The sequence below is a fragment of the Delftia lacustris genome (assembly GCF_040267515.1).
GTDB classification, from domain to species: Bacteria; Pseudomonadota; Gammaproteobacteria; order Burkholderiales; family Burkholderiaceae_C; genus Comamonas; species Comamonas tsuruhatensis.
Window position 1 is genome coordinate 3803552 of the sequence record NZ_CP141274.1, and the last position, 19366, is coordinate 3822917.

17 protein-coding genes and 2 pseudogenes are annotated in these 19366 nt (G+C 64.3%); 7 read left to right on the forward strand and 12 right to left on the reverse strand.

From position 1 onward, the window contains the following. Nucleotide 1: 1 nt before the first annotated feature. On the reverse strand, nucleotides 2-568 hold the full coding sequence (locus tag U6958_RS18765) for a hypothetical protein (RefSeq protein ID WP_016446890.1): 567 nt from the start codon (nucleotides 566-568) through the stop codon (nucleotides 2-4). Further along, entirely contained in the window at nucleotides 568-1344 is a 777-nt protein-coding gene (locus tag U6958_RS18770; RefSeq protein ID WP_016446889.1) for an RNA polymerase sigma factor, read from the reverse strand. The genes U6958_RS18765 and U6958_RS18770 overlap by 1 nt, the downstream gene beginning before the upstream one ends. 359 nt (nucleotides 1345-1703) lie before the next feature. Here U6958_RS18770 and U6958_RS18775 point away from each other — a divergent pair. The 3 genes and pseudogenes from U6958_RS18775 to U6958_RS18785 form a co-directional block, all read left to right on the forward strand. After that, a pseudogene (locus U6958_RS18775) lies at nucleotides 1704-1826 on the forward strand (transposase); the annotation flags it as partial. A 56-nt stretch (nucleotides 1827-1882) separates the two neighbouring features. Then, a protein-coding gene (locus U6958_RS18780; RefSeq protein WP_201266015.1) for an IS3 family transposase occupies nucleotides 1883-3066 on the forward strand; the annotation gives its coding sequence in 2 pieces (ribosomal slippage) (nucleotides 1883-2165 and nucleotides 2165-3066; 1185 coding nt in all). 45 nt (nucleotides 3067-3111) lie between these two features. After that, nucleotides 3112-4139 (forward strand): annotated as a pseudogene (locus tag U6958_RS18785) (IS3 family transposase); the annotation flags it as partial. A gap of 318 nt (nucleotides 4140-4457) precedes the next feature. Here U6958_RS18785 and U6958_RS18790 read toward each other — a convergent pair. The 8 genes from U6958_RS18790 to U6958_RS18825 all read right to left on the reverse strand — a co-directional run bounded on the left by U6958_RS18790 (nucleotide 4458) and on the right by U6958_RS18825 (nucleotide 12708). Further along, nucleotides 4458-5696: a site-specific integrase gene (locus U6958_RS18790; protein WP_016446888.1), complete on the reverse strand. Its 1239-nt coding sequence runs from the start codon at nucleotides 5694-5696 to the stop codon at nucleotides 4458-4460. 184 nt (nucleotides 5697-5880) lie between these two features. Then, on the reverse strand, nucleotides 5881-7368 hold the full coding sequence (gene rng, locus U6958_RS18795) for a ribonuclease G (RefSeq protein ID WP_016446887.1): 1488 nt from the start codon (nucleotides 7366-7368) through the stop codon (nucleotides 5881-5883). Nucleotides 7369-7504: 136 nt separating this feature from the next. After that, a complete protein-coding gene (locus tag U6958_RS18800) occupies nucleotides 7505-8119 on the reverse strand; it encodes a nucleoside triphosphate pyrophosphatase (protein ID WP_016446886.1) in 615 nt (204 codons plus the stop codon). Between the two features lie 104 nt (nucleotides 8120-8223). Then, nucleotides 8224-8691, reverse strand: coding sequence for a 23S rRNA (pseudouridine(1915)-N(3))-methyltransferase RlmH (rlmH, locus tag U6958_RS18805; protein ID WP_012205361.1), 468 nt, complete (start codon nucleotides 8689-8691; stop codon nucleotides 8224-8226). Between the two features lie 21 nt (nucleotides 8692-8712). Further along, the gene (gene rsfS / locus U6958_RS18810; RefSeq protein ID WP_016446885.1) at nucleotides 8713-9480 is read right to left on the reverse strand and encodes a ribosome silencing factor; all 768 of its coding nucleotides are present in this window, start codon (nucleotides 9478-9480) and stop codon (nucleotides 8713-8715) included. Nucleotides 9481-9729: 249 nt separating this feature from the next. Further along, the gene (gene hemF / locus U6958_RS18815) at nucleotides 9730-10704 is read right to left on the reverse strand and encodes an oxygen-dependent coproporphyrinogen oxidase (RefSeq protein ID WP_074923380.1); all 975 of its coding nucleotides are present in this window, start codon (nucleotides 10702-10704) and stop codon (nucleotides 9730-9732) included. 4 nt (nucleotides 10705-10708) lie between these two features. Continuing rightward, nucleotides 10709-11992: a phosphoribosylamine--glycine ligase gene (gene purD, locus U6958_RS18820; RefSeq protein WP_012205358.1), complete on the reverse strand. Its 1284-nt coding sequence runs from the start codon at nucleotides 11990-11992 to the stop codon at nucleotides 10709-10711. Beyond that, entirely contained in the window at nucleotides 11989-12708 is a 720-nt protein-coding gene (locus U6958_RS18825) for a YebC/PmpR family DNA-binding transcriptional regulator (protein WP_012205357.1), read from the reverse strand. Before U6958_RS18825 ends, purD begins: the two co-directional genes overlap by 4 nt. 78 nt (nucleotides 12709-12786) lie before the next feature. Between U6958_RS18825 and U6958_RS18830 the strand changes: the two genes are divergently transcribed. From U6958_RS18830 to upp, 3 genes are all read left to right on the forward strand, one after another. Further along, nucleotides 12787-14310, forward strand: coding sequence for a helicase HerA-like domain-containing protein (locus U6958_RS18830; protein ID WP_016446883.1), 1524 nt, complete (start codon nucleotides 12787-12789; stop codon nucleotides 14308-14310). Between the two features lie 147 nt (nucleotides 14311-14457). Next, the gene (locus U6958_RS18835) at nucleotides 14458-15435 is read left to right on the forward strand and encodes a threo-3-hydroxy-L-aspartate ammonia-lyase (RefSeq protein ID WP_074923383.1); all 978 of its coding nucleotides are present in this window, start codon (nucleotides 14458-14460) and stop codon (nucleotides 15433-15435) included. 56 nt (nucleotides 15436-15491) lie between these two features. Next, complete coding sequence (upp, locus tag U6958_RS18840; protein WP_012205354.1) at nucleotides 15492-16121, forward strand: uracil phosphoribosyltransferase; 630 nt, start codon at nucleotides 15492-15494, stop codon at nucleotides 16119-16121. Between the two features lie 81 nt (nucleotides 16122-16202). Here upp and U6958_RS18845 read toward each other — a convergent pair whose 3' ends face one another. Then, on the reverse strand, nucleotides 16203-16904 hold the full coding sequence (locus U6958_RS18845) for a YebC/PmpR family DNA-binding transcriptional regulator (protein ID WP_016446881.1): 702 nt from the start codon (nucleotides 16902-16904) through the stop codon (nucleotides 16203-16205). A 275-nt stretch (nucleotides 16905-17179) separates the two neighbouring features. On the opposite strand from U6958_RS18845, the gene U6958_RS18850 reads away from it, so the two are divergent. Then, nucleotides 17180-18322 carry a PQQ-dependent sugar dehydrogenase gene (locus tag U6958_RS18850; protein ID WP_074923379.1) on the forward strand — a complete coding sequence of 381 codons (1143 nt, stop codon included), beginning with the start codon at nucleotides 17180-17182 and terminating at the stop codon, nucleotides 18320-18322. Nucleotides 18323-18342: 20 nt separating this feature from the next. Here the strand turns inward: U6958_RS18850 and U6958_RS18855 are convergent, their stop codons facing one another. Then, complete coding sequence (locus U6958_RS18855) at nucleotides 18343-19335, reverse strand: tripartite tricarboxylate transporter substrate binding protein (RefSeq protein WP_083393659.1); 993 nt, start codon at nucleotides 19333-19335, stop codon at nucleotides 18343-18345. Between the last annotated feature and the right edge of the window lie 31 nt (nucleotides 19336-19366).

Here is a 19366-nt window from a genome sequence, read left to right on the forward strand (position 1 = left end):
GCTACTCCTCGCGGAGTAGGTTCGAAATGCTCTGGTCGTCGAGGCCGGCGTCTCGCAGCACCCTCTCGAACGACACCTTCTCAGGAGCTGCTGGCTTGACGGTCGACTTTCTTGCGCGAGCCATGGGAGCCACTGCAGGAAGCGCGAGATACGAGAGCAGTGTCTCGGTCGATGTCTTCAGCGCCTCGGCCATCTTCGCGGTCGTGCGCTGGGGCAAGGTCGCGACATCAATCCGGCGCTCTCTAAACGCCAGACCAACCTGCATGGGCAAGGCCAGCGCATTGATAGCCTCAGTAAACACCTTCGCAGGGGCAGCTTGCAGCGACTGCAGAGTAGTCGTGCTCTCCTGCAGACGCGCCATGCCTACACTAACGAGGTCAAACTCGGCGGCCCCAGGGGGAACATCGTCGTCTAACTCGCGAGTCAGCTCCATGGAGAGGTCTATCAGGGCCAAGGAGTGCTCGGGGTACTGGGCGAGATATCGCTGCAGGACGCCGGCTCCAGGCTCGAAGTCCATAGCGAACGCTCTCAGGACATCGTCTGCTGTGATTTGGGGCTTCTTGACCATCACATCTTCCTCTTGCGCTCAAGGCGCAGCTTCAGGGACGCAAAAGCCTTGTCCCGATGCGTGCGGATGGTCTTCTCCGATTTCCCCAAGACTTTGCTAATGGACTCGACCGAGGGGTCGCTGGACTCGATGGGAATATCTTGGCGCCACATCACGACGATCCTCCGTTGGAACTCAGGCAGGCTGTCAATCGCTTCGTCAAGGAGGAGGCGGTAATTTTTTTTGTCGAGTTCGTCGGCGTCGAACGGATCGTAGTCACCGACGGCTGATTCGACCTGGGCCGAGACCTCACCGTCCTCGGTCTCAAGTTCAGCAGTCCGATTTTCGTGCTTCCAGTGGCGATCGTTCGCATCGCGACGATCCGCCGCGACCGCGCCATTGAAGTTGACCTCGTAGTAGTCGAGGCGGTCGTCGTACTGCTTCCGGTCGCTGAGCAGGAGGTCGACGAAGTGGTCGCGGACGTCCTCGCGGATGTTCATCCCTGTCAACGAAACGGTTTTTCCGTCCGTGCTCGCGACGGACCGGACCCTGCGGGCCACGCGACTTAGAAGCGACTCGGTCAGTTTGTCACGGTGAGCGCCACCGGGCGCATTGCGCACGAAGTACAGCAGTGCCTCTGGGGAAACGAAGCCGGGCTCAGTGGGATGCCACAGTCTGACGCGGCGTTCGAGTTCCGCTGCGCCGATTTCTGCCAAGGCTTGAATCTCGGCTTCAATTTTGTCCCGCCTGAAATATGGCGTGCCGTCGAGTTTGAGCTTACGTAAGGGGCGTGACACGAATACTCCTCCGTCTCGTGTTCCAGTAACTCTTCTCCGAGGGTCGTAAGTTAAAGTGTAGCAGCGGGCCGGTGGCCTGTTGCAGACTCGGGCCCATAGATGCTGCGGCCTGCGGCAAGACGCATAAGATTCGCGTTTACCTCAATCGATGCGCAGGCTCAAGCACGCAGATGCAAAATGCGCGTGCTTGAGCCCAGTTCTTCTTTTTGTTCCACATCGCGTGGAATGCGCGGCTCAATTTCATCGCGCTAGAGTTGTCCTAGAGTGTGTGATGAACTTTGCTTGACAAGAAGAGCAATGGGCTGCTGCCGGTTTCGATGACACCTTGTTAAGGTGGCAGATGAAACCGGAGGTGGTTAATGGAGAGAAGAAGGACATTCAGTCGCGAGTTCAAACTCGAGGCGGTCAAACTGGTCGTTGAGCGTGGCGTGTCTGTGGCCCAGGCAGCCAAAGACTTGGACGTTCACGAGAACGTGCTGCGCTGTCATGGTCCAATGAAATAGGACACCTCGATAGGGGCCCATAGACCCCAGAGGAAATGACGAACATGAAAGACAAAAGAGCGCGCAGGGCGTTTGACGCAGCCTTCAAGCTACAAGTGGTCAAGATGGTCCGAGAACAGAATCTGAGCGTGGCTCAGGTCAGCAAGGATCTGGATCTGGTTGACAGCGCGGTGCGCCGCTGGCTGGCGCAGTACGACGAAGAGGCGGCCGGACGTCCGGGTATTGGCAAGCCGTTGACGGCCGAGCAGCAACGCATTCGGCAATTGGAGTCGCAGGTCAGGCAACTGCAATCGGACAATGAACTCCTAAAAAAAGCGTCGGCCTTCTTCGCCCGGGAAATGAAATGATTCAGGACCTGATGAGTGCGCAAGCACAGGCGCAGAAGGCCCCAGTAAGCCAGTGGTGCAGGGTGTTGGGCATGAGCCGCTCGGGCTGGTACGCGGCGCGCAAGCGCGCCACCACAAAGGCTGCAGTGAGCCCACTGAGCCTTCAGGCCAAAGCAGTCTTCCATGCCAGTGGGAGCAGCTACGGCAGTCGCCGCCTGAGTGCACAGCTGAAATTGCAAGGCTGGGCTGTTGGGCGCTACAAAGCACGCACTTTGATGGCCGCGCACGGACTGCGAGCACGCTGGCGGCGCAAGTTCACGCACACCACCGACAGCCGCCATGGCTTGCCTGTTGCAGACAATGTGCTGCAGCGCCAGTTCAAACCTGAAAAGCCCAACCAGACATGGGCCAGCGACATCACCTACGTTCGCACACGCAGTGGCTGGCTCTATCTGGCGGTGGTGCTGGACCTGTTCTCCAGAAAAGTAGTGGGCTGGGCCATGGCCCCGAGCATGCCAGCACAGCTGGTGTGCGAGGCGCTGCGCATGGCCATCACAAGCCGCCGCCCCAAGCCAGGATTGCTGGTTCATTCGGACCGAGGCAGTCAGTACGCCAGCGAACTGCACATGGGGTTGCTGGAGAGCCATGGCCTGGTGTGCAGCATGAGTCGCAAGGGCAACTGCTGGGACAACGCAGTGATGGAGAGATTCTTCCTGAACTTGAAGATGGAGCGTGTCTGGCAGCGCGACTATGCAAACCATGCTGAGGCCCAGGCGGACATCGCGGACTACATCGTGGGCTTCTACAACCCTATCAGGTTGCACTCCACGCTGGGATACCAGTCACCCAATGACTACGAGATGCAGCAGGCGTTGGCAGCTCACTCAGCTTGAACGAACATCCCCTATCGGAATGTCCGAAAAGACTTGACCACGACACGCAAGTGGGTGCGTGAGCTGAGGCAGGAGCCTCAGGAGGCGTTCCCTGGCAACGGCAAACAAAAGGCGCAGGATGCTGAGATAGCACGGCTGCACAAGGAAGTGGCCAAGCTCAAGATGGAGCGCGACATATTGAAAAAAGCCGCGGCCTACTTCGCGAAGGAGTCGATGTGAAGTTCGGCTTCGTGGCGAAACACCGAGGGGCCTGGCCGGTCAATCTGATGTGCGAGGCGCTCGGTGTCTCGCGAGGCGGCTTCTACGCCTGGCTCACACGACCCAGGAGCCGGCGTAGCCTCAGCGACGAGGTGCTGGGTGCGCAAGTGCATCAGAGCTTTGTACGCAGCGACCGCACCTACGGCGCACGCCGTGTGTGGCACGACGTGCTGGAGCAAGGCCAGACCTGTGGGCTGCATCGTATTGAGCGGCTCATGCGGGAGCAGGCGCTGCGTGCGAGACCGCGAAGGCGTGGACTACCCAAGGACCGTGGCGCGCGTGGTGCTGTGGCTGACAACGTGCTGGACCGTCAGTTCCAGGCAGATGGTCCGAACCAGAAATGGGTGGCCGACTTCACCTATATCTGGACGGCAGAAGGCTGGCTTTACGTAGCTGCGGTACTGGACCTGTACTCCCGTCGAATCGTGGGCTGGTCGATGCAGGAGAGCATGACCTCGCAGCTCGTGGTGGACGCGCTGATGATGGCTGTGTGGCGCCGGGGCAGGCCAGTGGCACTGCTGCACCACTCGGACCAGGGTAGCCAATACACAAGCGAGCACTTCCAGAGGCTGCTGGACGAACAGGGCATCACTTGCAGCATGAGTCGGGCTGGCGAGGTCTGGGACAACTCGGCCATGGAGAGCTTCTTCAGTTCTCTGAAGACCGAGCGCACGGCCCGTAAGGTGTACAGGACACGAGGCCAGGCCCGCTCAGATGTGTTCGATTACATCGAGTGCTTCTACAACCCGACGCGTCGGCATTCGACGCTCGGATATCTCAGTCCCGTACAGTTCGAGCAAGCTCAAGAAGCTTAGGTCGGTGTCAACGAGACCGGCAGCAGCCCACAAAGCCACTTTTAGAGTCGAGTGATGCCACACAAGCCCGGCCCAACCGACGTCAGCGACGAAGAATGGAGCTCTTCTGCACCCTACCTCACGCGGACCATGTCATAGAAAGGTGCCACCACCAGCGTCGCCCCGTCCGACGAGCGAGATGCTCTTGCCATGCGCACCGTTGTCGCCGAGTTACAGCGTTGTGATAGCCCAGAGGGCCAATTATCGAATGGAACTCATCAGCGTTTCTCGCATCGCTGGCACCTGTCAAGCCATGCGCCCAAATCCTCGTGCCCTGTACTACGCAACCAGTACATGCTCCTTGGGTACGGTCTCGTCTCCAGCCTCGCAGTCCCTCAGGAACTGCATCCAGGTCTGTAGAGCCTGCCGGCGCTCTGGGTAGTAGGTGTGCTGGTCGTAGATGCCCTCCACGCCCGTGAGCTTATGGTTCAGGCACATCTCCGAGATGTCTCTGGGAACGCCAAGTGCACGCATGTGGGATTTCATCGTGCTTCGCAGGTCATGCGGCGTGAAGCGACGCACCTTCGGCTTGTACTGCTTGATCCAGTAGTCGATCGACTCGCGCACAGTGTCCTTGCTCAGATGGGTGTCGCCCCCATTTCGCTCGGCGCGGCTGCGTGCTCTTGCCGGCAAGACGTAATCCGACCCAGAGACGAACGTGCACAGTTCCTTGAACCAGGAGATCAGCATCGGAGCGAGTGGTACGTCCATGGCGGGCCCCGTCTTGCTTGCGGGAATGTGCCAGCGAGCCTCATCGAGATACACGTCGCTCCATTTGGCCGTGAAGAGCTCCGATCCGCGCACTCCCGTGGCCAACAAGATGCGGATCGCGAGCGCGTTTGGCCGGCGCATCGGCGCGTTGAGCAACAGATGTAGCTCATCACGGGTCAGCATCAAGCGCTTGCGGACCGCTGGCCGAGGTCCCAGCAAGGCGCTGATCATGATTCCCACGCATGGGTTCACGTTAAGGAGCCGTTTGCCGCAACCATGGGTAAATAGGCATTTGGCCGTGACGTGCAAGAGGCTCGACTCGCCCCAGGTGAGCTTGCAGTCTTCGATCAGGGCCACAATGTCACTGGATTCGACTTCACGTACACCAAGCGAGCCAAATCTGTTTTCGATCCGCTTGAGGTGGCGTGAATAACAAACGCGGGTGCTCTTGGCCAATGTTACGAGCACTTTTTCGCGGTAGTCCGAAATCAACTGACGGACCGTCCAGTCCTTTGCCAATGCAGCCTTGGCCTTGACCCGCTCAGCCATCGGGTTTTTGCCCTGCGCAATCTCCGCTCGCCTGACAAGGGCCATCGTCCGAGCTTCGGACAGACCGATGGCCGGATAGGGCCCCAAGGTCATCTCTGGTCGTCGCGTACCATGCCGATATCGCAGCACCCAGGCCGCGTTGCCTGCGGCCGACAGCGTAAAGATCAGCCCACCGCCGTCGCTCATCGACAGAGGCTTGCCCGCCTTGACCCATTGCTTGAGTTGCATGTCCGAGAGCAGACCACTTTTCTTTGCCATACTCGCTTCTCCTGGTGCCGAAGGGGCCAGTCCAGTCACCCGGCTGGTCACCCAACAGGTCACCCAATTTTGTTGCGATCGGGTGGCACTCCAAGACACCAAAAGACAGCTCTCCTACCGAAAACCCCTGCTCCGACAACCACTTACGCGTGGCACCTGGGACAGGGTGGGGAGCCCTGAAACCTCACATTAAAACGATGTCGTACTGCTCCTGTGCCATGGCGGTCTCGGCCTGCAGCGAGATGGGTTTCTTGATGAAGTCGGACAGGCCGGCCAGGTGCTGGCTTTCCTCGTCCAGGAACATCTCGACCACCTTGGGCGAGGCTACGATGCGGAACTCGCGCGGGTTGAACTGGCGCGCCTCGCGCAGGATTTCGCGCAGCACCTCGTAGCAGACGCTGCGCACGGTCTTCACATGGCCCTTGCCCTGGCAGACAGGGCAGGATTCGCACAGCATGTGGGCCAGCGATTCGCGCGTGCGCTTGCGCGTCATCTCCACCAGGCCCAGCTGCGAGAAACCGCCCGCCATGGTCTTGACGCGGTCGCGCCCGAGCTGGCGCTTGAATTCGGACAGCACCTCGGCCTGGTGGTCGTCGCGCACCATGTCGATGAAATCCACGATGATGATGCCGCCCAGGTTGCGCAGGCGCAGCTGGCGCGCGATCTGGTGGGCGGCTTCCAGGTTGGTCTTGAAGATGGTGTCGTCGAAGTTGCGCGCGCCCACGTAGCCGCCGGTATTGACGTCCACCGTGGTCAGCGCCTCGGTCTGGTCCACGATCAGGTAGCCGCCCGACTTGAGGTCCACCCGCCGGCCCAGCGCGCGGGCGATTTCCTCGTCGATGGCGAACAGATCGAAGATGGGCCGCTCGCCGCGGTAATGCTGCAGCTTGGGCACGGCCGCCGGCATGTACTCCTGCCCGAAGGTCATGAGCAGGGCGAACTGCTCCTTGGAGTCGATGCGGATGCTCTGGGTGCCTTCGCCCACCAGATCGCGCAGCACGCGCTGCAGCAGGTTCAGATCCTGGTGCAGCAGCGACATGGGCGGCAGGCGCACCGAGGCCTCCTTGATGCGGCTCCAGGTCTTGCGCAGGTAGCGGATGTCGTCGGCCAGCTCGGCGTCGCTGGAGTCCTCCCCATTGGTGCGCAGGATGAAGCCGCCGCCGCCGCCGGTCTCCTTGGTGCCGACCAGGCCCTGCAGCCGGGCGCGCAGGGCATCGCGCTCGCCCTGCGGGATTTTCTGCGAGATGCCGATGTGGTCGTCCTGCGGCAGCAGCACCAGCAGGCGTCCCGCAATGCTGATCTGCGTGGACAAGCGCGCGCCCTTGGTGCCGATCGGATCCTTGATGACCTGCACCATGATGGTCTGGCCCTCGAAAACCTGCTTTTCGATGGGCACGACAGGCATGTCCTTGCGCGCAAACATGGGGGCCTCGCCCCCTTCCTGCCGCTGCCAGACATCGGCCACGTGCAGGAAGGCCGCGCGCTCCAGGCCGATGTCGATGAAGGCCGACTGCATGCCCGGCAGCACGCGCGAGACCTTGCCCAGGTACACGTTGCCGACCAGGCCGCGCTCCAGCGGGCGCTCCATGTGCAGTTCCTGGACGGCGCCGTTCTCGATGATGGCCACGCGCGTTTCCTGTGGCGACCAATTGATCAGAATGTCTTGCTGCATGCTGTGCCTGTGGTGTGCTTTGTCGTTTGTATTTCTCGGCCGGAGCGGGCCGGCAGACATCTTGCCGTGCCGCGCGCTGCCATCGGCCGTGCGCGCCTGCCTGCACGCCCCTCGGGGCCCAGGTCGGGGAGCTGGCCTACAGCGCCCAGCCCAGCTCGCGCAACAGCGCCGCCGTCTCGAACAGCGGCAGGCCCATGATGCCCGAGTAGCTGCCTTGCAGCCACTGCACATGGGCCGCCGCACGGCCCTGTATGCCATAGGCACCGGCCTTGCCCATGGGCTCGCCCGAGGCCACGTAGGCATCGATCTGCTGAGCGCTCATGGCCGCAAAGCGAACCCGGGAGACCGACAGCGCAGCCAGGCGCCGCGCGCCATGCTGTATGGCCACGGCCGTCAGCACCTCATGCTCTCGGCCGGCAAGCCCCGTCAGCATGCGGCGTGCATCGTCGGCATCGGCGGGCTTGCCCAGAATACGGCCGTCGAGCGCCACCGTGGTGTCCGAGCAGAGCACGGGAGCGGCAGCCAGCGCACGGCGCGCGTGGCGGGCCACGGCAGCGTCGAGCTTGAGTGCGGTCACGCGCTGCACGTAGTCGCGCGCTGCCTCGCCGGCCAGCTCGGTTTCCATGGCCTCGGCATCTTCGGCGATGTCGCCATCCGCATTGGGCAGCAAAAGCTCATGGGCCACGCCCAGCTGCTCCAGCAGTTGGCGGCGGCGGGGGCTTTGGGAGGCTAGGTAGATGAAGGGCGGCATGATGAAAATGAGAAATGCCTTCAGCCCTTTGTATCAAAGCGCCGAAGGCTATCAAAATCATAGTATCACGAGATCTTCCGATCCGCATGACACCGCCGCTGCCGCTATTCCCGGTGGTAGGGATGGCCGGCGTTGACCGACCAGGCTCGGTACAGCTGCTCGATAAGGAGCACCCGCACCATGGCATGCGGCAGGGTCAGGTCCGACAGGCGTATGCGCTCGTGTGCGGCCTGCCTGAAGGCGGGGTCCAGACCGTCCGGGCCTCCGATGATGAGGGCCACGTCATCGCCCTCCAGCTGCCAGCCCTGCAGGCGCTGGGCCAGGGCCTTGGTCGTCAGATTGGTGCCGCGCTCATCGAGCACCACGATGCGCGTGCCGCGCGGAATGGCGGCCTCGATGCGCTTGCGCTCGGCCGCGTACAGGGTCTCGACCGTCTTGGAGCCGCGTGGCTCCGTCTTGACGGCCTTGAGCTCCACCTTGAGTTCCGGAGGAAAACGCTTGGCGTAGTCGTCGTAGGCTGTCTGCGCCCAGTCGGGCACATGCTGGCCCACGGCCACGATCAACAGCTTCATGCAGCGTCAGCCCTGAACCGCTCAGGCCTTGGCGCGGGGAGCGCGCTTGGCTGCCGGCTTGGCGACAGGCTTGGCAGCGGCGCCAGCCTTGGCCTTGGCGGGGGCGCGGTTGACCACCACGGTCTTGATGGCCTTGGGCGCCGCCGTCTTGCCGGCCGGCGACTTGGCTGCGGCCGACTTCACAGCAGCCGACTTTGCGGCAGCCGGCTTTGCCGCTGCGGAACGGGGTGCAGCGGCCTTGGCAGGGGCCGCCTTCTTGGCAGCGGGCTTCTTGGCGGCGGCGGAGGCTGCGCCAGAAGCGGCCTTCTTGGCTGCAGGCTTGGCAGCGGTTGCCGCCGCCTTCTTGGTTGCAGCCTTCTTGGCCTTTTCTTCCGCCTTGTCGGTGGCAGCCGAGCGCGTGGGCTTGGGAGCGCCCAGCTTCAGGCGTACAGGCGTCTCGCCCCAGATCTCTTCCAGGCGGTAGTACTGGCGGATGGCCGGCTGCATGACATGGACCACGGCCTGGCCGCAGTCCACGATGATCCACTCGCCGTTTTCTTCGCCTTCCTGGCGCGGCACGGGGAAACCGGCCTGCTTGACGGCGTCGCGCACGCTGGAGGCCAGCGCCTTGGTCTGGCGATTGGAGGTGCCCGCAGCCACGATCACGCGCTCGAACAGCGGCGAGAGCTTTTCGGTATTGAAGACCTGGATGTCTTGGGCCTTGACGTTTTCGAGGCCGTCAACAATGGCGCGTTGCAGCTTGGTCACGTCGCGCTTGGCTGCGGAATCCGATTTGGTGGAAGTGGTCATCAGGCGGTGATCAATGGAATAGGAATGGGATCAATATAGCGCGAGCGCCGTGCGGCCCGTAGAGGGCTGGGCTGTAGCGGCGCTCCAAAATGCATGGAGTTCGCCCACAGATCGCCGGAAGATTTCGCGCCGAAGAAAGTGAAGAACGCAGCCAACGCTGCGCCTCAAGCTATTGAAATTATAGTTTTGCCGCCTATTCCCTTGCACGCGCGGATTTCGCCACGCCGCTCGGGAGGGCGGCTCTCGGGCTCAAAGCCAGTCGCGGGGCACCAGGAATTGCTCCAGCAAAGCGCGCTCGGGGGTGCCGGGCGCGTCCTCGCGCTGGTAGCTCCAGCTCGCATGCGGTGGCATGGACAGCAAGATGGACTCCGTACGCCCGCCGGACTGCAGGCCGAAGTGCGTGCCCCGGTCCCAGACCAGGTTGAACTCCACATAGCGGCCGCGGCGGTAGCGCTGGAAATCGACCTGCTGCTGCCCGTAGTCCATGGCCTGGCGGCGCTCGACGATGGGAAGGTAGGACTCCAGAAAGGCATCGCCCACCGAACGCAGCATGTCGAAACTGCGCGCCTGGCCCAGTTCCGAGAAGTCGTCGAAGAAGATGCCGCCGATGCCGCGCTGCTCGTTGCGGTGCTTCAGGCGGAAGTACTCGTCGCACCAGGTCTTGAAGCGCGGGTAAAGCGTGTCGCCAAAAGGCGCCAGCGCATCGCGGCAGACGCGGTGAAAGTGCTGTGCATCTTCCGCGAAGCCGTAGACCGGCGTCAGGTCCATGCCGCCGCCGAACCAGCAGGTGGGTTCGTTGCCCGGCTGCCCTGCCGCACCTGAGCCGGCCGCACCTGAGCCGGCTGCAATCATTCGCACATTCATGTGCACCGTAGGCACAAAAGGATTGCGCGGATGGAAGACCAGGGACACGCCCATGGCCTCGAACGGCGCACCGGCCAGCTCAGGCCGGTGCTGCGTGGCCGAGGGCGGCAGCTGCGGCCCGCGCACATGCGAGAAGCCGCAGCCCGCGCGCTCGAACACGCGGCCGCCTTCCATGATGCGGGTGATGCCATCGCCCTGCAGGCGCTCGCCGGGGCCCTTGCTCCAGGCATCGGACAGAAAGCGTGCACCGCCCTCGCCTTCCACCTGTTCCAGCGCCTGCGTGATGCGGGCCTGCAGGCCCGTCAGGTACTCGCGCACCTGGGCCACGGGCAGCGCCTGCCCGGTCGATTGCTCTGCCATGGACTCAGTTCTTCACGGCACGGAAGCCGATGTCGCGGCGGTACTGGGCACCATCGAAATGGATGCCACGCGCCACGTCATAGACCTTTTGCTGGGCCTGCTTGACGCTGTCGGCCAGCACGGTGACGCACAGTACGCGGCCACCGCTGGTGACGGGCACACCGTCCTTGAGCTGGGTGCCGGCATGGAAGACCATGGCATCGGCGGCGTCCTGCGGCAGCCCGCTGATGGCATCGCCCTTGCGCGGGTCCTCGGGGTAGCCTGCTGCGGCCATGACCACGCCCAGCGCCGTGCGGCGGTCCCATTGCAGCTCGACCTGGTCGAGCTTGGCATCGGTGGCCGCCAGCATGACGTCCACCAGATCGCTCTTGAGACGCATCATGATGGGCTGGGTCTCGGGGTCGCCCATGCGGCAGTTGAACTCCAGCGTCTTGGGATGGCCGGATGCATCGATCATCAGGCCCGCATACAGGAAGCCGGTGTAGGGAATGCCGTCCTTTTCCATGCCACGGATGGTCGGCAGGATGATCTCGCGCATGGCGCGGGCATGCACGTCGGCCGTGACCACGGGCGCGGGCGAGTAGGCGCCCATGCCGCCCGTGTTCGGGCCCTGGTCGCCGTCCTTCAGGCGCTTGTGGTCCTGGCTGGTCGCCAGGGCCAGGACGTTCTTGCCGTCGCACAGCACGATGAAGCTGGCTTCCTCGCCGGCGAGGAATTCCTCGATCACCACGCGGGCGCCGCCGTCGTTGTGGGCCACGCCGTACTTGTTGTCCACGAGCATGAAGTCCACGGCGTCGTGGGCTTCCTGCAGCGTGGTCGCAACGACCACGCCCTTGCCTGCGGCCAGGCCGTCGGCCTTGACCACGATAGGCGCACCCAGGCGATCCACATAGGCGTGGGCAGCAACCGGGTCGGTGAAAGTCTCGTAGAGCGCCGTGGGGATGCCGTGGCGCGCCATGAAGTCCTTGGAAAACGCCTTGGAGCTTTCCAGCTGGGCGGCCGCCTTGGAGGGGCCGAAGATGCGCAGGCCATGGGCACGGAACTCATCGACCACGCCGGCCGCCAAAGGCGCCTCGGGGCCGACGACGGTCAGCGCGACCTTCTCGGCCTGCGCCCACTCGCGCAGCGCCTGCGGGTCGGTGATGTTGAGGTTCTCCACCTTGCCGCCGGCCAGGCCCGTGCCACCGTTGCCGGGGGCCACATAGACCTTGGTCGATTTCGGCGATTCAGCCAGTTTCCACGCCAGGGCGTGCTCGCGGCCTCCGCCACCAATCACAAGAATTTTCATAGTTCAGCGTTGTGGTAGACGTCCTGTACGTCATCCAGGTCTTCGATCATGTCCAGCAGCTTTTGCATGCGGGCTGCGTCATCACCTTGCAGGGCGATGGTGTTTTCCGGGCGCATGGTGACTTCAGCCACCTCCGGCGTCAGGCCCTTGGCCTGCAGCGCGTCGCGCACGGTTTCGAACTCGGCGGGTGCGGTCAGCACCTCGATGGCCCCCTCATCATCGGTGATCACGTCCTCGGCACCGGCCTCCAGAGCCACTTCCATGATCTGGTCCTCGTCGCTTCCGGGAGCGAAGATCAGTTGTCCGACATGCTTGAACTGGAAGGACACGGAACCCTCCGTGCCCATGTTGCCACCGTACTTGCTGAAGGCATGACGCACATCCGCCACAGTGCGCACGCGATTGTCGGTCATGGTGTCCACGATGATGGCCGCACCGCCAATGCCGTAGCCTTCGTAGCGGATTTCCTCGTAGGTCACGCCTTCGAGATTGCCCGTGGCCTTGTCGATGTTGCGCTTGATGTTGTCGGCCGGCATGTTGGCCGCCTTGGCCTTTTCCACCGCCAGGCGCAGGCGCGGGTTGGCGCTGAGATCGCCCCCTCCCGTGCGTGCCGCCACCATGATTTCACGGATGATGCGAGTCCAGACCTTGCCGCGCTTTTCGTCCTGGCGGCCTTTGCGGTGCTGGATATTGGCCCATTTACTGTGTCCTGCCACAGGCTGTCCTTTGATATTGATTTAACCTTGCGGCTGGGATTTTACTTTTGACCGCATGCTCCCCCGAGGAAACCCGAAATGGCCGCTCCACTTCTGATCGCCCGCCACTCTGCCACAGAATGCCTGCTGCTGCCCGCACTGGCCAATCGACATGGCCTGATCACCGGCGCCACGGGCACCGGCAAGACCGTGACGCTGCAGAAAATGGCGGAAGGCTTCTCCGAAATCGGCGTGCCGGTGTTCATGGCCGACATCAAGGGCGACCTGTCGGGCATCAGCCAAAGCGGCAGCACCGGCGCCAAGATGGCGGCTTCGCTGCAGGAGCGCGGCATCGAGATTCCCCAGCCCCTGGCCTGCCCCACCACGCTGTGGGACGTGTTCGGCGAGCTGGGCCATCCGGTGCGCGCCACGGTTTCGGACATGGGGCCGCTGCTGATCGGGCGCATGCTGGCCCTGAACGACACGCAGATGGGCGTGCTCAACCTGGTCTTCAAGATTGCCGACGACAACGGACTGCTGCTGCTGGACCTCAAGGACCTGCGGTCCATGCTCCAGCACGTGGGCGACAACGCCAAGCAGTTCACCACCGAGTACGGCAACATCAGTGCCGCCAGCGTGGGGGCCATACAGCGCGGGCTGGTGGCCATCGAGTCGCAGGGCGGCGACAAATTCTTTGGCGAGCCCATGCTCGACATCAACGACCTGATGCAGACCGATGCGGGCGGCAAGGGCGTGGTCAACATCCTGGCGGCCGAGAAGCTGATGAATTCCCCGCGCCTGTACTCCACCTTCCTGCTGTGGATGCTGTCCGAGCTGTTCGAGCGCCTGCCCGAGATCGGCGACCCCGACAAGCCCAAGCTGGTCTTCTTCTTCGACGAGGCCCACCTGCTGTTCAACGATGCGCCCAAGGTGCTGCTCGAACGCATCGAGCTGGTGGTGCGCCTGGTGCGCTCCAAGGGCGTGGGCGTGTATTTCGTCACGCAAAACCCGATGGACGTGCCCGACACCGTGCTGGCCCAGCTGGGCAATCGCGTGCAGCATGCACTGCGCGCCTTCACGCCGCGCGACCAGAAGGCCGTCAAGGCCACGGCCACCACGATGCGGCCCAAGCCGGGGCTGGACATCGAGGCCGCCATCACGGAGCTGGCCGTGGGCGAGGCCCTGGTGAGCTTCCTCGATGAAAAGGGCCGCCCCGGCATCACCGAACGCGCCTATGTCATTCCACCGGGCAGCCAGATCGGTCCGATCAGCGAGGAGCAGCGCAAGGTCTTGCTGGCGCAATCGCTGGTGGCAGGTGTCTATGAAAAGGCGGTGGACCGCGAATCGGCCTACGAAGTGCTGCGCGGACGCACGGCAGCATCCGGCGACGGGGCCTCGCCGGCAGGCCCTGCCGGAGCCGCACCCGCCGCCAGCGAAGGCGGCGGCGCCATGATGGACGGGCTCAAGGACCTTCTGTTCGGCACCACAGGCCCGCGCGGAGGCAAGCACGACGGCCTGGTTCAGACCATGGCCAAGTCCACCATGCGCACCATGGGCAATTCGCTGGGCAAGGAAATCCTGCGCGGCGTGCTCGGCGGCATCCTGGGCAACAAGAAGCGCTGAAGCGCTGGCGCACCGGCACTGCGCCGCATCAAACACCATAGCACCCAGCCGTTGCCATGCAACGGCTGGCGCATTTCAGGGCGCTGAAAGCCTGCGCATGCGGCTATGATCGAAACCGCCTCCATCCACTTTGCGGAACCGCACGCCATGACGACGAACAGCCCTCCCTCGCTGCCCACCTATGACGACGTTGCCGCCGCAGCCGGCCGGCTGGAGGGCGTGGCCCACCGCACCCCCATACTGCGCAGCCGCACCGCCGACGAGCTGCTGGGCGCCCAGCTGTTCTTCAAGTGCGAGAACCTGCAGCGCACGGGTGCCTTCAAGATACGCGGCGCCTACAACGCGCTGTCGCAGTTCACCCCCGAGCAGCGCAAGCGCGGCGCACTGGCCTTCTCCTCGGGCAACCATGCCCAGGCCGTGGCACTGGCCGCGCAGATGCTGGACATGCCCGCGCTCATCGTCATGCCCGAGGATGCGCCTGCCTCCAAGATGGCGGCCACGCGCTCGTACGGTGCCCAGGTGGTGACCTATGACCGCTTCACCGAGGACCGCGAAGCCATCTCCCGGCGCCTGGCCGACGAGCGCAGCATGACGCTGATCCCGCCGTTCAACCACCGCGACGTGATTGCCGGCCAGGGCACGGCGGCCAAGGAGTTGTTCGAGGAGGTGCCCGATCTGGACTACCTGTTCGTCTGCCTGGGCGGCGGCGGCCTGCTGTCGGGCAGCCTGCTGGCAGCCGGACAGCTCGCCCCGCGCTGCAAGGTCTACGGCGTCGAGCCCCAGGCCGGCGACGATGCCCGCCAGTCGCTGCGCGCAGGCCGGATCGTGCAGATCCCCACGCCCCACACCATTGCCGACGGCGCGCAGACCCAGTCCATCGGCGATATCACATTCGCCATCATCCGCGAGCATGTCGAAGATATCCTGGCCGTGGCGGACGAGCATCTGGTGCAGGCCATGCGCTTTTACGCGGAACGCAAGAAAATCGTGGTCGAACCCACGGGTGCGCTCTCGCTGGCGGGCGCCCTGCATGGCGGGGTTGCGCTGTCGGGCGCACGCGTGGGCATTCTCATCAGCGGCGGCAATGTGGACCTGGCGCGCTACGCGCGCTTTCTGCACGACTGAACCGACCCCTGGCGCCGGCCCCAAAATACCGGCGCCCTTTTTTCCAGAAGAAAACCATGAGTACTCTGCACCTGATCGACCACCCGCTGGTCCAACACAAGCTCACGCTGATGCGCCGCAAGGAAGCCAGCACCAACAGCTTTCGCCGCATGCTGGGCGAGCTGTCCACGCTGATGGCCTACGAGATCACGCGCGACATGCCGCTGCAGGACATCGAGATCGAGACCCCGCTGGAGACCATGACCGGCAAGGTCATCGACGGCAAGAAGCTGGTGCTGGTGTCCATCCTGCGCGCCGGCAACGGTTTCCTCGACGGCATGCTCAACGTCGTGCCCGGCGCGCGCATTGGCCACATCGGCCTGTACCGCGACCCCGAGACGCTGCAGCCCGTCGAGTACTACTTCAAGATGCCCTCCGAGATGGAAGAGCGCGACGTGCTGGTCGTCGATCCCATGCTGGCCACGGGCAATTCGGCCGCCGCCGCCGTGGCGCGCCTGAAGCAGCTGAACCCGAAGTCCATCAAGTTCATGTGCCTGCTGGCAGCGCCCGAAGGCGTGGCCACTATGCAGAAGGCCCATCCCGACGTGGACATCTACACGGCCGCCGTGGACCGCCAGCTGGACGCCCACGGCTACATCCTGCCGGGCCTGGGCGACGCGGGCGACCGAATCTTCGGCACCAAGTGAGCCGCCGGGCGCTGGGCGCCTGCACCCACAAAAAAGCCGCACGATGTGCGGCTTTTTTGCTTGGCAGCGGGGACAGCGTCATCAATCCACCAGGCCCGCGTAGACGTTCTGCACGTCATCGTCGTTCTCGATGCCGGCCAGGAAGTCCTGCACTTCCTCCTGCTGCTCAGCCGACAGGCTGGCCATGCTGACCGGCGTCTTGGCCTTGTAGCCCAGCTTGGCCGACAGCACCTTGAAGCCCTGGGCCGGCAGCGCCTTGCTCACGGTATCGAGGTCGGTGGGGTCGGTGATGAACAGCGTCGTGCCCTCTTCCTCGCCGGGCTCGAAGTCCTGTGCACCGGCCTCGATGGCGGCCAGTTCGGCATCGGCGCCGCCTTCGGGCTCGCCTTCGATCATGCCCACATGGTCGAAGTCCCAGGCCACGGCCGTCATCTGGCCCTTGCGAAAGCACACGCGCATGTTGGGCGCCGTGCGGTTCACGTTGTCGGTCAGGCACTCGATCATCACCGGCACGCGGTTGGGGCCGTAGCCTTCATAGACCACGCGCTCGTAGTTGACGGCATCGGCACCCACGCCCGAGCCCTTCTTGATGGCACGCTCGAGCGTGTCCTTGGGCATGGAGGCCTTGCGTGCGGCTTCCACCGCCATGCGCAGGCGCGAGTTGCCTGCCGGATCGGCGCCGGCGCGCGCCGCGACGATGATTTCCTTGACAAGCTTGCCAAACAGCTTTCCCTTGGCGTCGGCGACCAGCGCCTTGCCCTTTGCTTTCCATTGCGCGCCCATGGCTGCTTTTCCCTTGCGGATTCTCTGGTGGGTAGGAGGCGCCGCCGCCCGCCCCCGCAGGGACCCGGCCCGGCGCCGAAAGAGCGCTGTTTATACACCCGCGCAAGTGGCTGCGCGGGCTTTTTGCGCAGTGGTTGACAGGTCGCCGCAGGCTCTGGTGGCGTCGTGCATGATGCTGGCTTGTGCGAAGCCCCCTGCCTGCGCTGCACCGCCGCCGACGTCCACTGCGGTGCATCCGGCTTCCCGTCTTGTCCCCTCATCACAGGAGCATCGGCATGCCGCCATCCCTATCCGCCGCCCTCGCCATCAGCACCCTGGGCCTGTCCGGCGCACTGTGGGCCGCCAGCCCCAACCTCTCCACAGAAATCGTCGCCGAAGGCCTGGAGCACCCCTGGGCCATGGCTTTCCTGCCGGATGGGCGCTACCTGGTGACCGAGCGGCCGGGCCGCATGCGCATCGTGCAGGGCGACGGAAGGCTGGGCGCTCCCCTGGCGGGCCTTCCGGCCGTGGAGGCCGCAGGCCAGGGCGGCCTGCTGGACGTGGTGCTGGACAGCGACTTCGCGCGCAACCGCCAGCTGTACTTCTGCTACTCCGAGCCCGGCAGCGGCGCCGACAGCGGCAAGAACAGCACGGCGCTGGCCAGCGCCCGGCTGTCCGACGATGCCAGCCGGCTGGAGCAGGTGAAAGTGCTGTTCTCGCAGCGCCCCAGGTACGCGAGCGCATTGCATTTCGGCTGCCGCATCGTGGAGCGCAGGGTGGACGGCAAGAGCGATGGCACGCTGTTCCTGGCGCTGGGCGAGCGCTCGCGCTACAAGGAAGAGGCCCAGAACCTGCAAAGCCACCTGGGCAAGATCGTGCGCATTGCCAAGGACGGCAGCGTGCCCAGGGACAACCCCTTTGTCGGCCGCGCGGATGCCTGGCCCGAGATCTGGAGCTACGGCCACCGCAACGCCCAGGGCGCGGCGCTGGCGCCCGATGGCAGCCTGTGGATGCATGAGCACGGCCCGCAGGGCGGCGACGAGGTCAACCGGCCCGAGCCCGGCAAGAACTACGGCTGGCCCGCGATCACCTACGGCGAGAACTATGGCGGCGGCAAGATCGGCGCCGGCATCACGCGCAAGGAGGGCATGGAGCAGCCGCTGCACTACTGGGTGCCGTCGATCGCCCCCTCAGGCATGGCCTTTGTGACCAGTGACCGGTATGGGGCGCAATGGAAGGGATCGCTGGTCGTGGGCTCGCTCAAGTTCCAGCGGCTGGAGCGCCTGACGATCAGGTCCGGGAAGGTGACGGCCAGCGAGCAGGTGCTGCCGCGCCTGGGCCAGCGCGTGCGCGATGTGCGCCAGGGACCGGACGGCTGGCTTTACCTGCTGACGGACGCCCAGGGCGGGCAGTTGCTGCGCGTCACCGCCACGCCCTGAGTCCCGTCACGCGCGGCGGCTCACTGCACGGTGATGCCGTTGGCCTTGACCACGGCATCCCAGCGCTTGCGCTCGGCGGCCACGAAGCCCGTGAAGGCTGCGGAGGAGCTGCCCACGGGCGTCAGGCCCAGTTTCTCCAGGCTGGCGCGCGTGGCCGGCAGGGCCAGGGCCTTTTGCACCAGGTCCTGCAGCTTCTGCACGGTCTCGGGCGCGGTGCCTGCGGGCAGGAAGAAGCCGTTCCACTCCGTCACCTCGAAGCCCTTGATGCCGCTTTCCGCCACCGTGGGCACGTCGGGCAGGTCCGGCATGCGCTTGGCCGAGGACACGGCCAGCGCCTTGAGCTTGCCGCCCTTGACATAGTTGATGCTGGAGGCCGAGTTGGCAAAGTACACATCGACCTGGCCGCCCATGACATCGACGATGGCGGGCGCCCCGCCCTTGTAGGGAACGTGGACGGCATCGAACTTGGCGTCTGCCTTGAGCAGTTCCGTCGCCATCTGGGCCAGGCTGCCCGGGCCGTAGGAGGCATAGGTGAGCCTGCCGGGCTTTTGCCGCGCGGCATTCATGAAGTCGGCCAGGCTGTTGTAGGGCGAGGATGGCGCGGCCACGAGAATGTTGGGCACGCTGATGGCCTGGGACACGGCAATGAAGTCCTTGGCCGGGTCATAGGGCAGCTTGCGCAACGCGGGGTTGATGGCGAAGGACGATGCGTCATACAGCACCGTATAGCCATCGGCCTTGGCACGCGCCACGAGGGCTGCACCAATGGCGCCGCTGGCGCCGGCCTTGTTGTCCACCACCACGGTCTGACCCGAGACCTCGCCCAGCGCCTTGGCGATGATGCGCGCCGCATTGTCCGCACCGCCGCCGGCCGAGAACGGCACGACGACCGTGATGGCCTGCGCGGCCGGATAGTCGGCCGCATGCAGCGTGCCCTGGAAAAGTCCCAGTCCCAGGCCCAGCCCCAAGGCCAGCACCGTCATGGCGGGCCGCAATGTCTTGATCTTCTTCACGTTTCTGTCTCCTGTTGCTCCATGGTGAAAA

Bases quoted from the DNA above. Each gene is read 5' to 3' on its own strand.
- U6958_RS18765 (WP_016446890.1), bottom strand. From the start codon at position 568: ATGGTCAAGAAGCCCCAAATCACAGCAGACGATGTCCTGAGAGCGTTC.
- U6958_RS18790 (WP_016446888.1), bottom strand. From the start codon at position 5,696: ATGGCAAAGAAAAGTGGTCTGCTCTCGGACATGCAACTCAAGCAATGG.
- rng (WP_016446887.1), bottom strand. From the start codon at position 7,368: ATGCAGCAAGACATTCTGATCAATTGGTCGCCACAGGAAACGCGCGTG.
- U6958_RS18800 (WP_016446886.1), bottom strand. From the start codon at position 8,119: ATGCCGCCCTTCATCTACCTAGCCTCCCAAAGCCCCCGCCGCCGCCAA.
- rlmH (WP_012205361.1), bottom strand. From the start codon at position 8,691: ATGAAGCTGTTGATCGTGGCCGTGGGCCAGCATGTGCCCGACTGGGCG.
- rsfS (WP_016446885.1), bottom strand. From the start codon at position 9,480: ATGACCACTTCCACCAAATCGGATTCCGCAGCCAAGCGCGACGTGACC.
- hemF (WP_074923380.1), bottom strand. From the start codon at position 10,704: ATGGCAGAGCAATCGACCGGGCAGGCGCTGCCCGTGGCCCAGGTGCGC.
- purD (WP_012205358.1), bottom strand. From the start codon at position 11,992: ATGAAAATTCTTGTGATTGGTGGCGGAGGCCGCGAGCACGCCCTGGCG.
- U6958_RS18830 (WP_016446883.1), top strand. From the start codon at position 12,787: ATGGCCGCTCCACTTCTGATCGCCCGCCACTCTGCCACAGAATGCCTG.
- U6958_RS18835 (WP_074923383.1), top strand. From the start codon at position 14,458: ATGACGACGAACAGCCCTCCCTCGCTGCCCACCTATGACGACGTTGCC.
- upp (WP_012205354.1), top strand. From the start codon at position 15,492: ATGAGTACTCTGCACCTGATCGACCACCCGCTGGTCCAACACAAGCTC.
- U6958_RS18845 (WP_016446881.1), bottom strand. From the start codon at position 16,904: ATGGGCGCGCAATGGAAAGCAAAGGGCAAGGCGCTGGTCGCCGACGCC.
- U6958_RS18850 (WP_074923379.1), top strand. From the start codon at position 17,180: ATGCCGCCATCCCTATCCGCCGCCCTCGCCATCAGCACCCTGGGCCTG.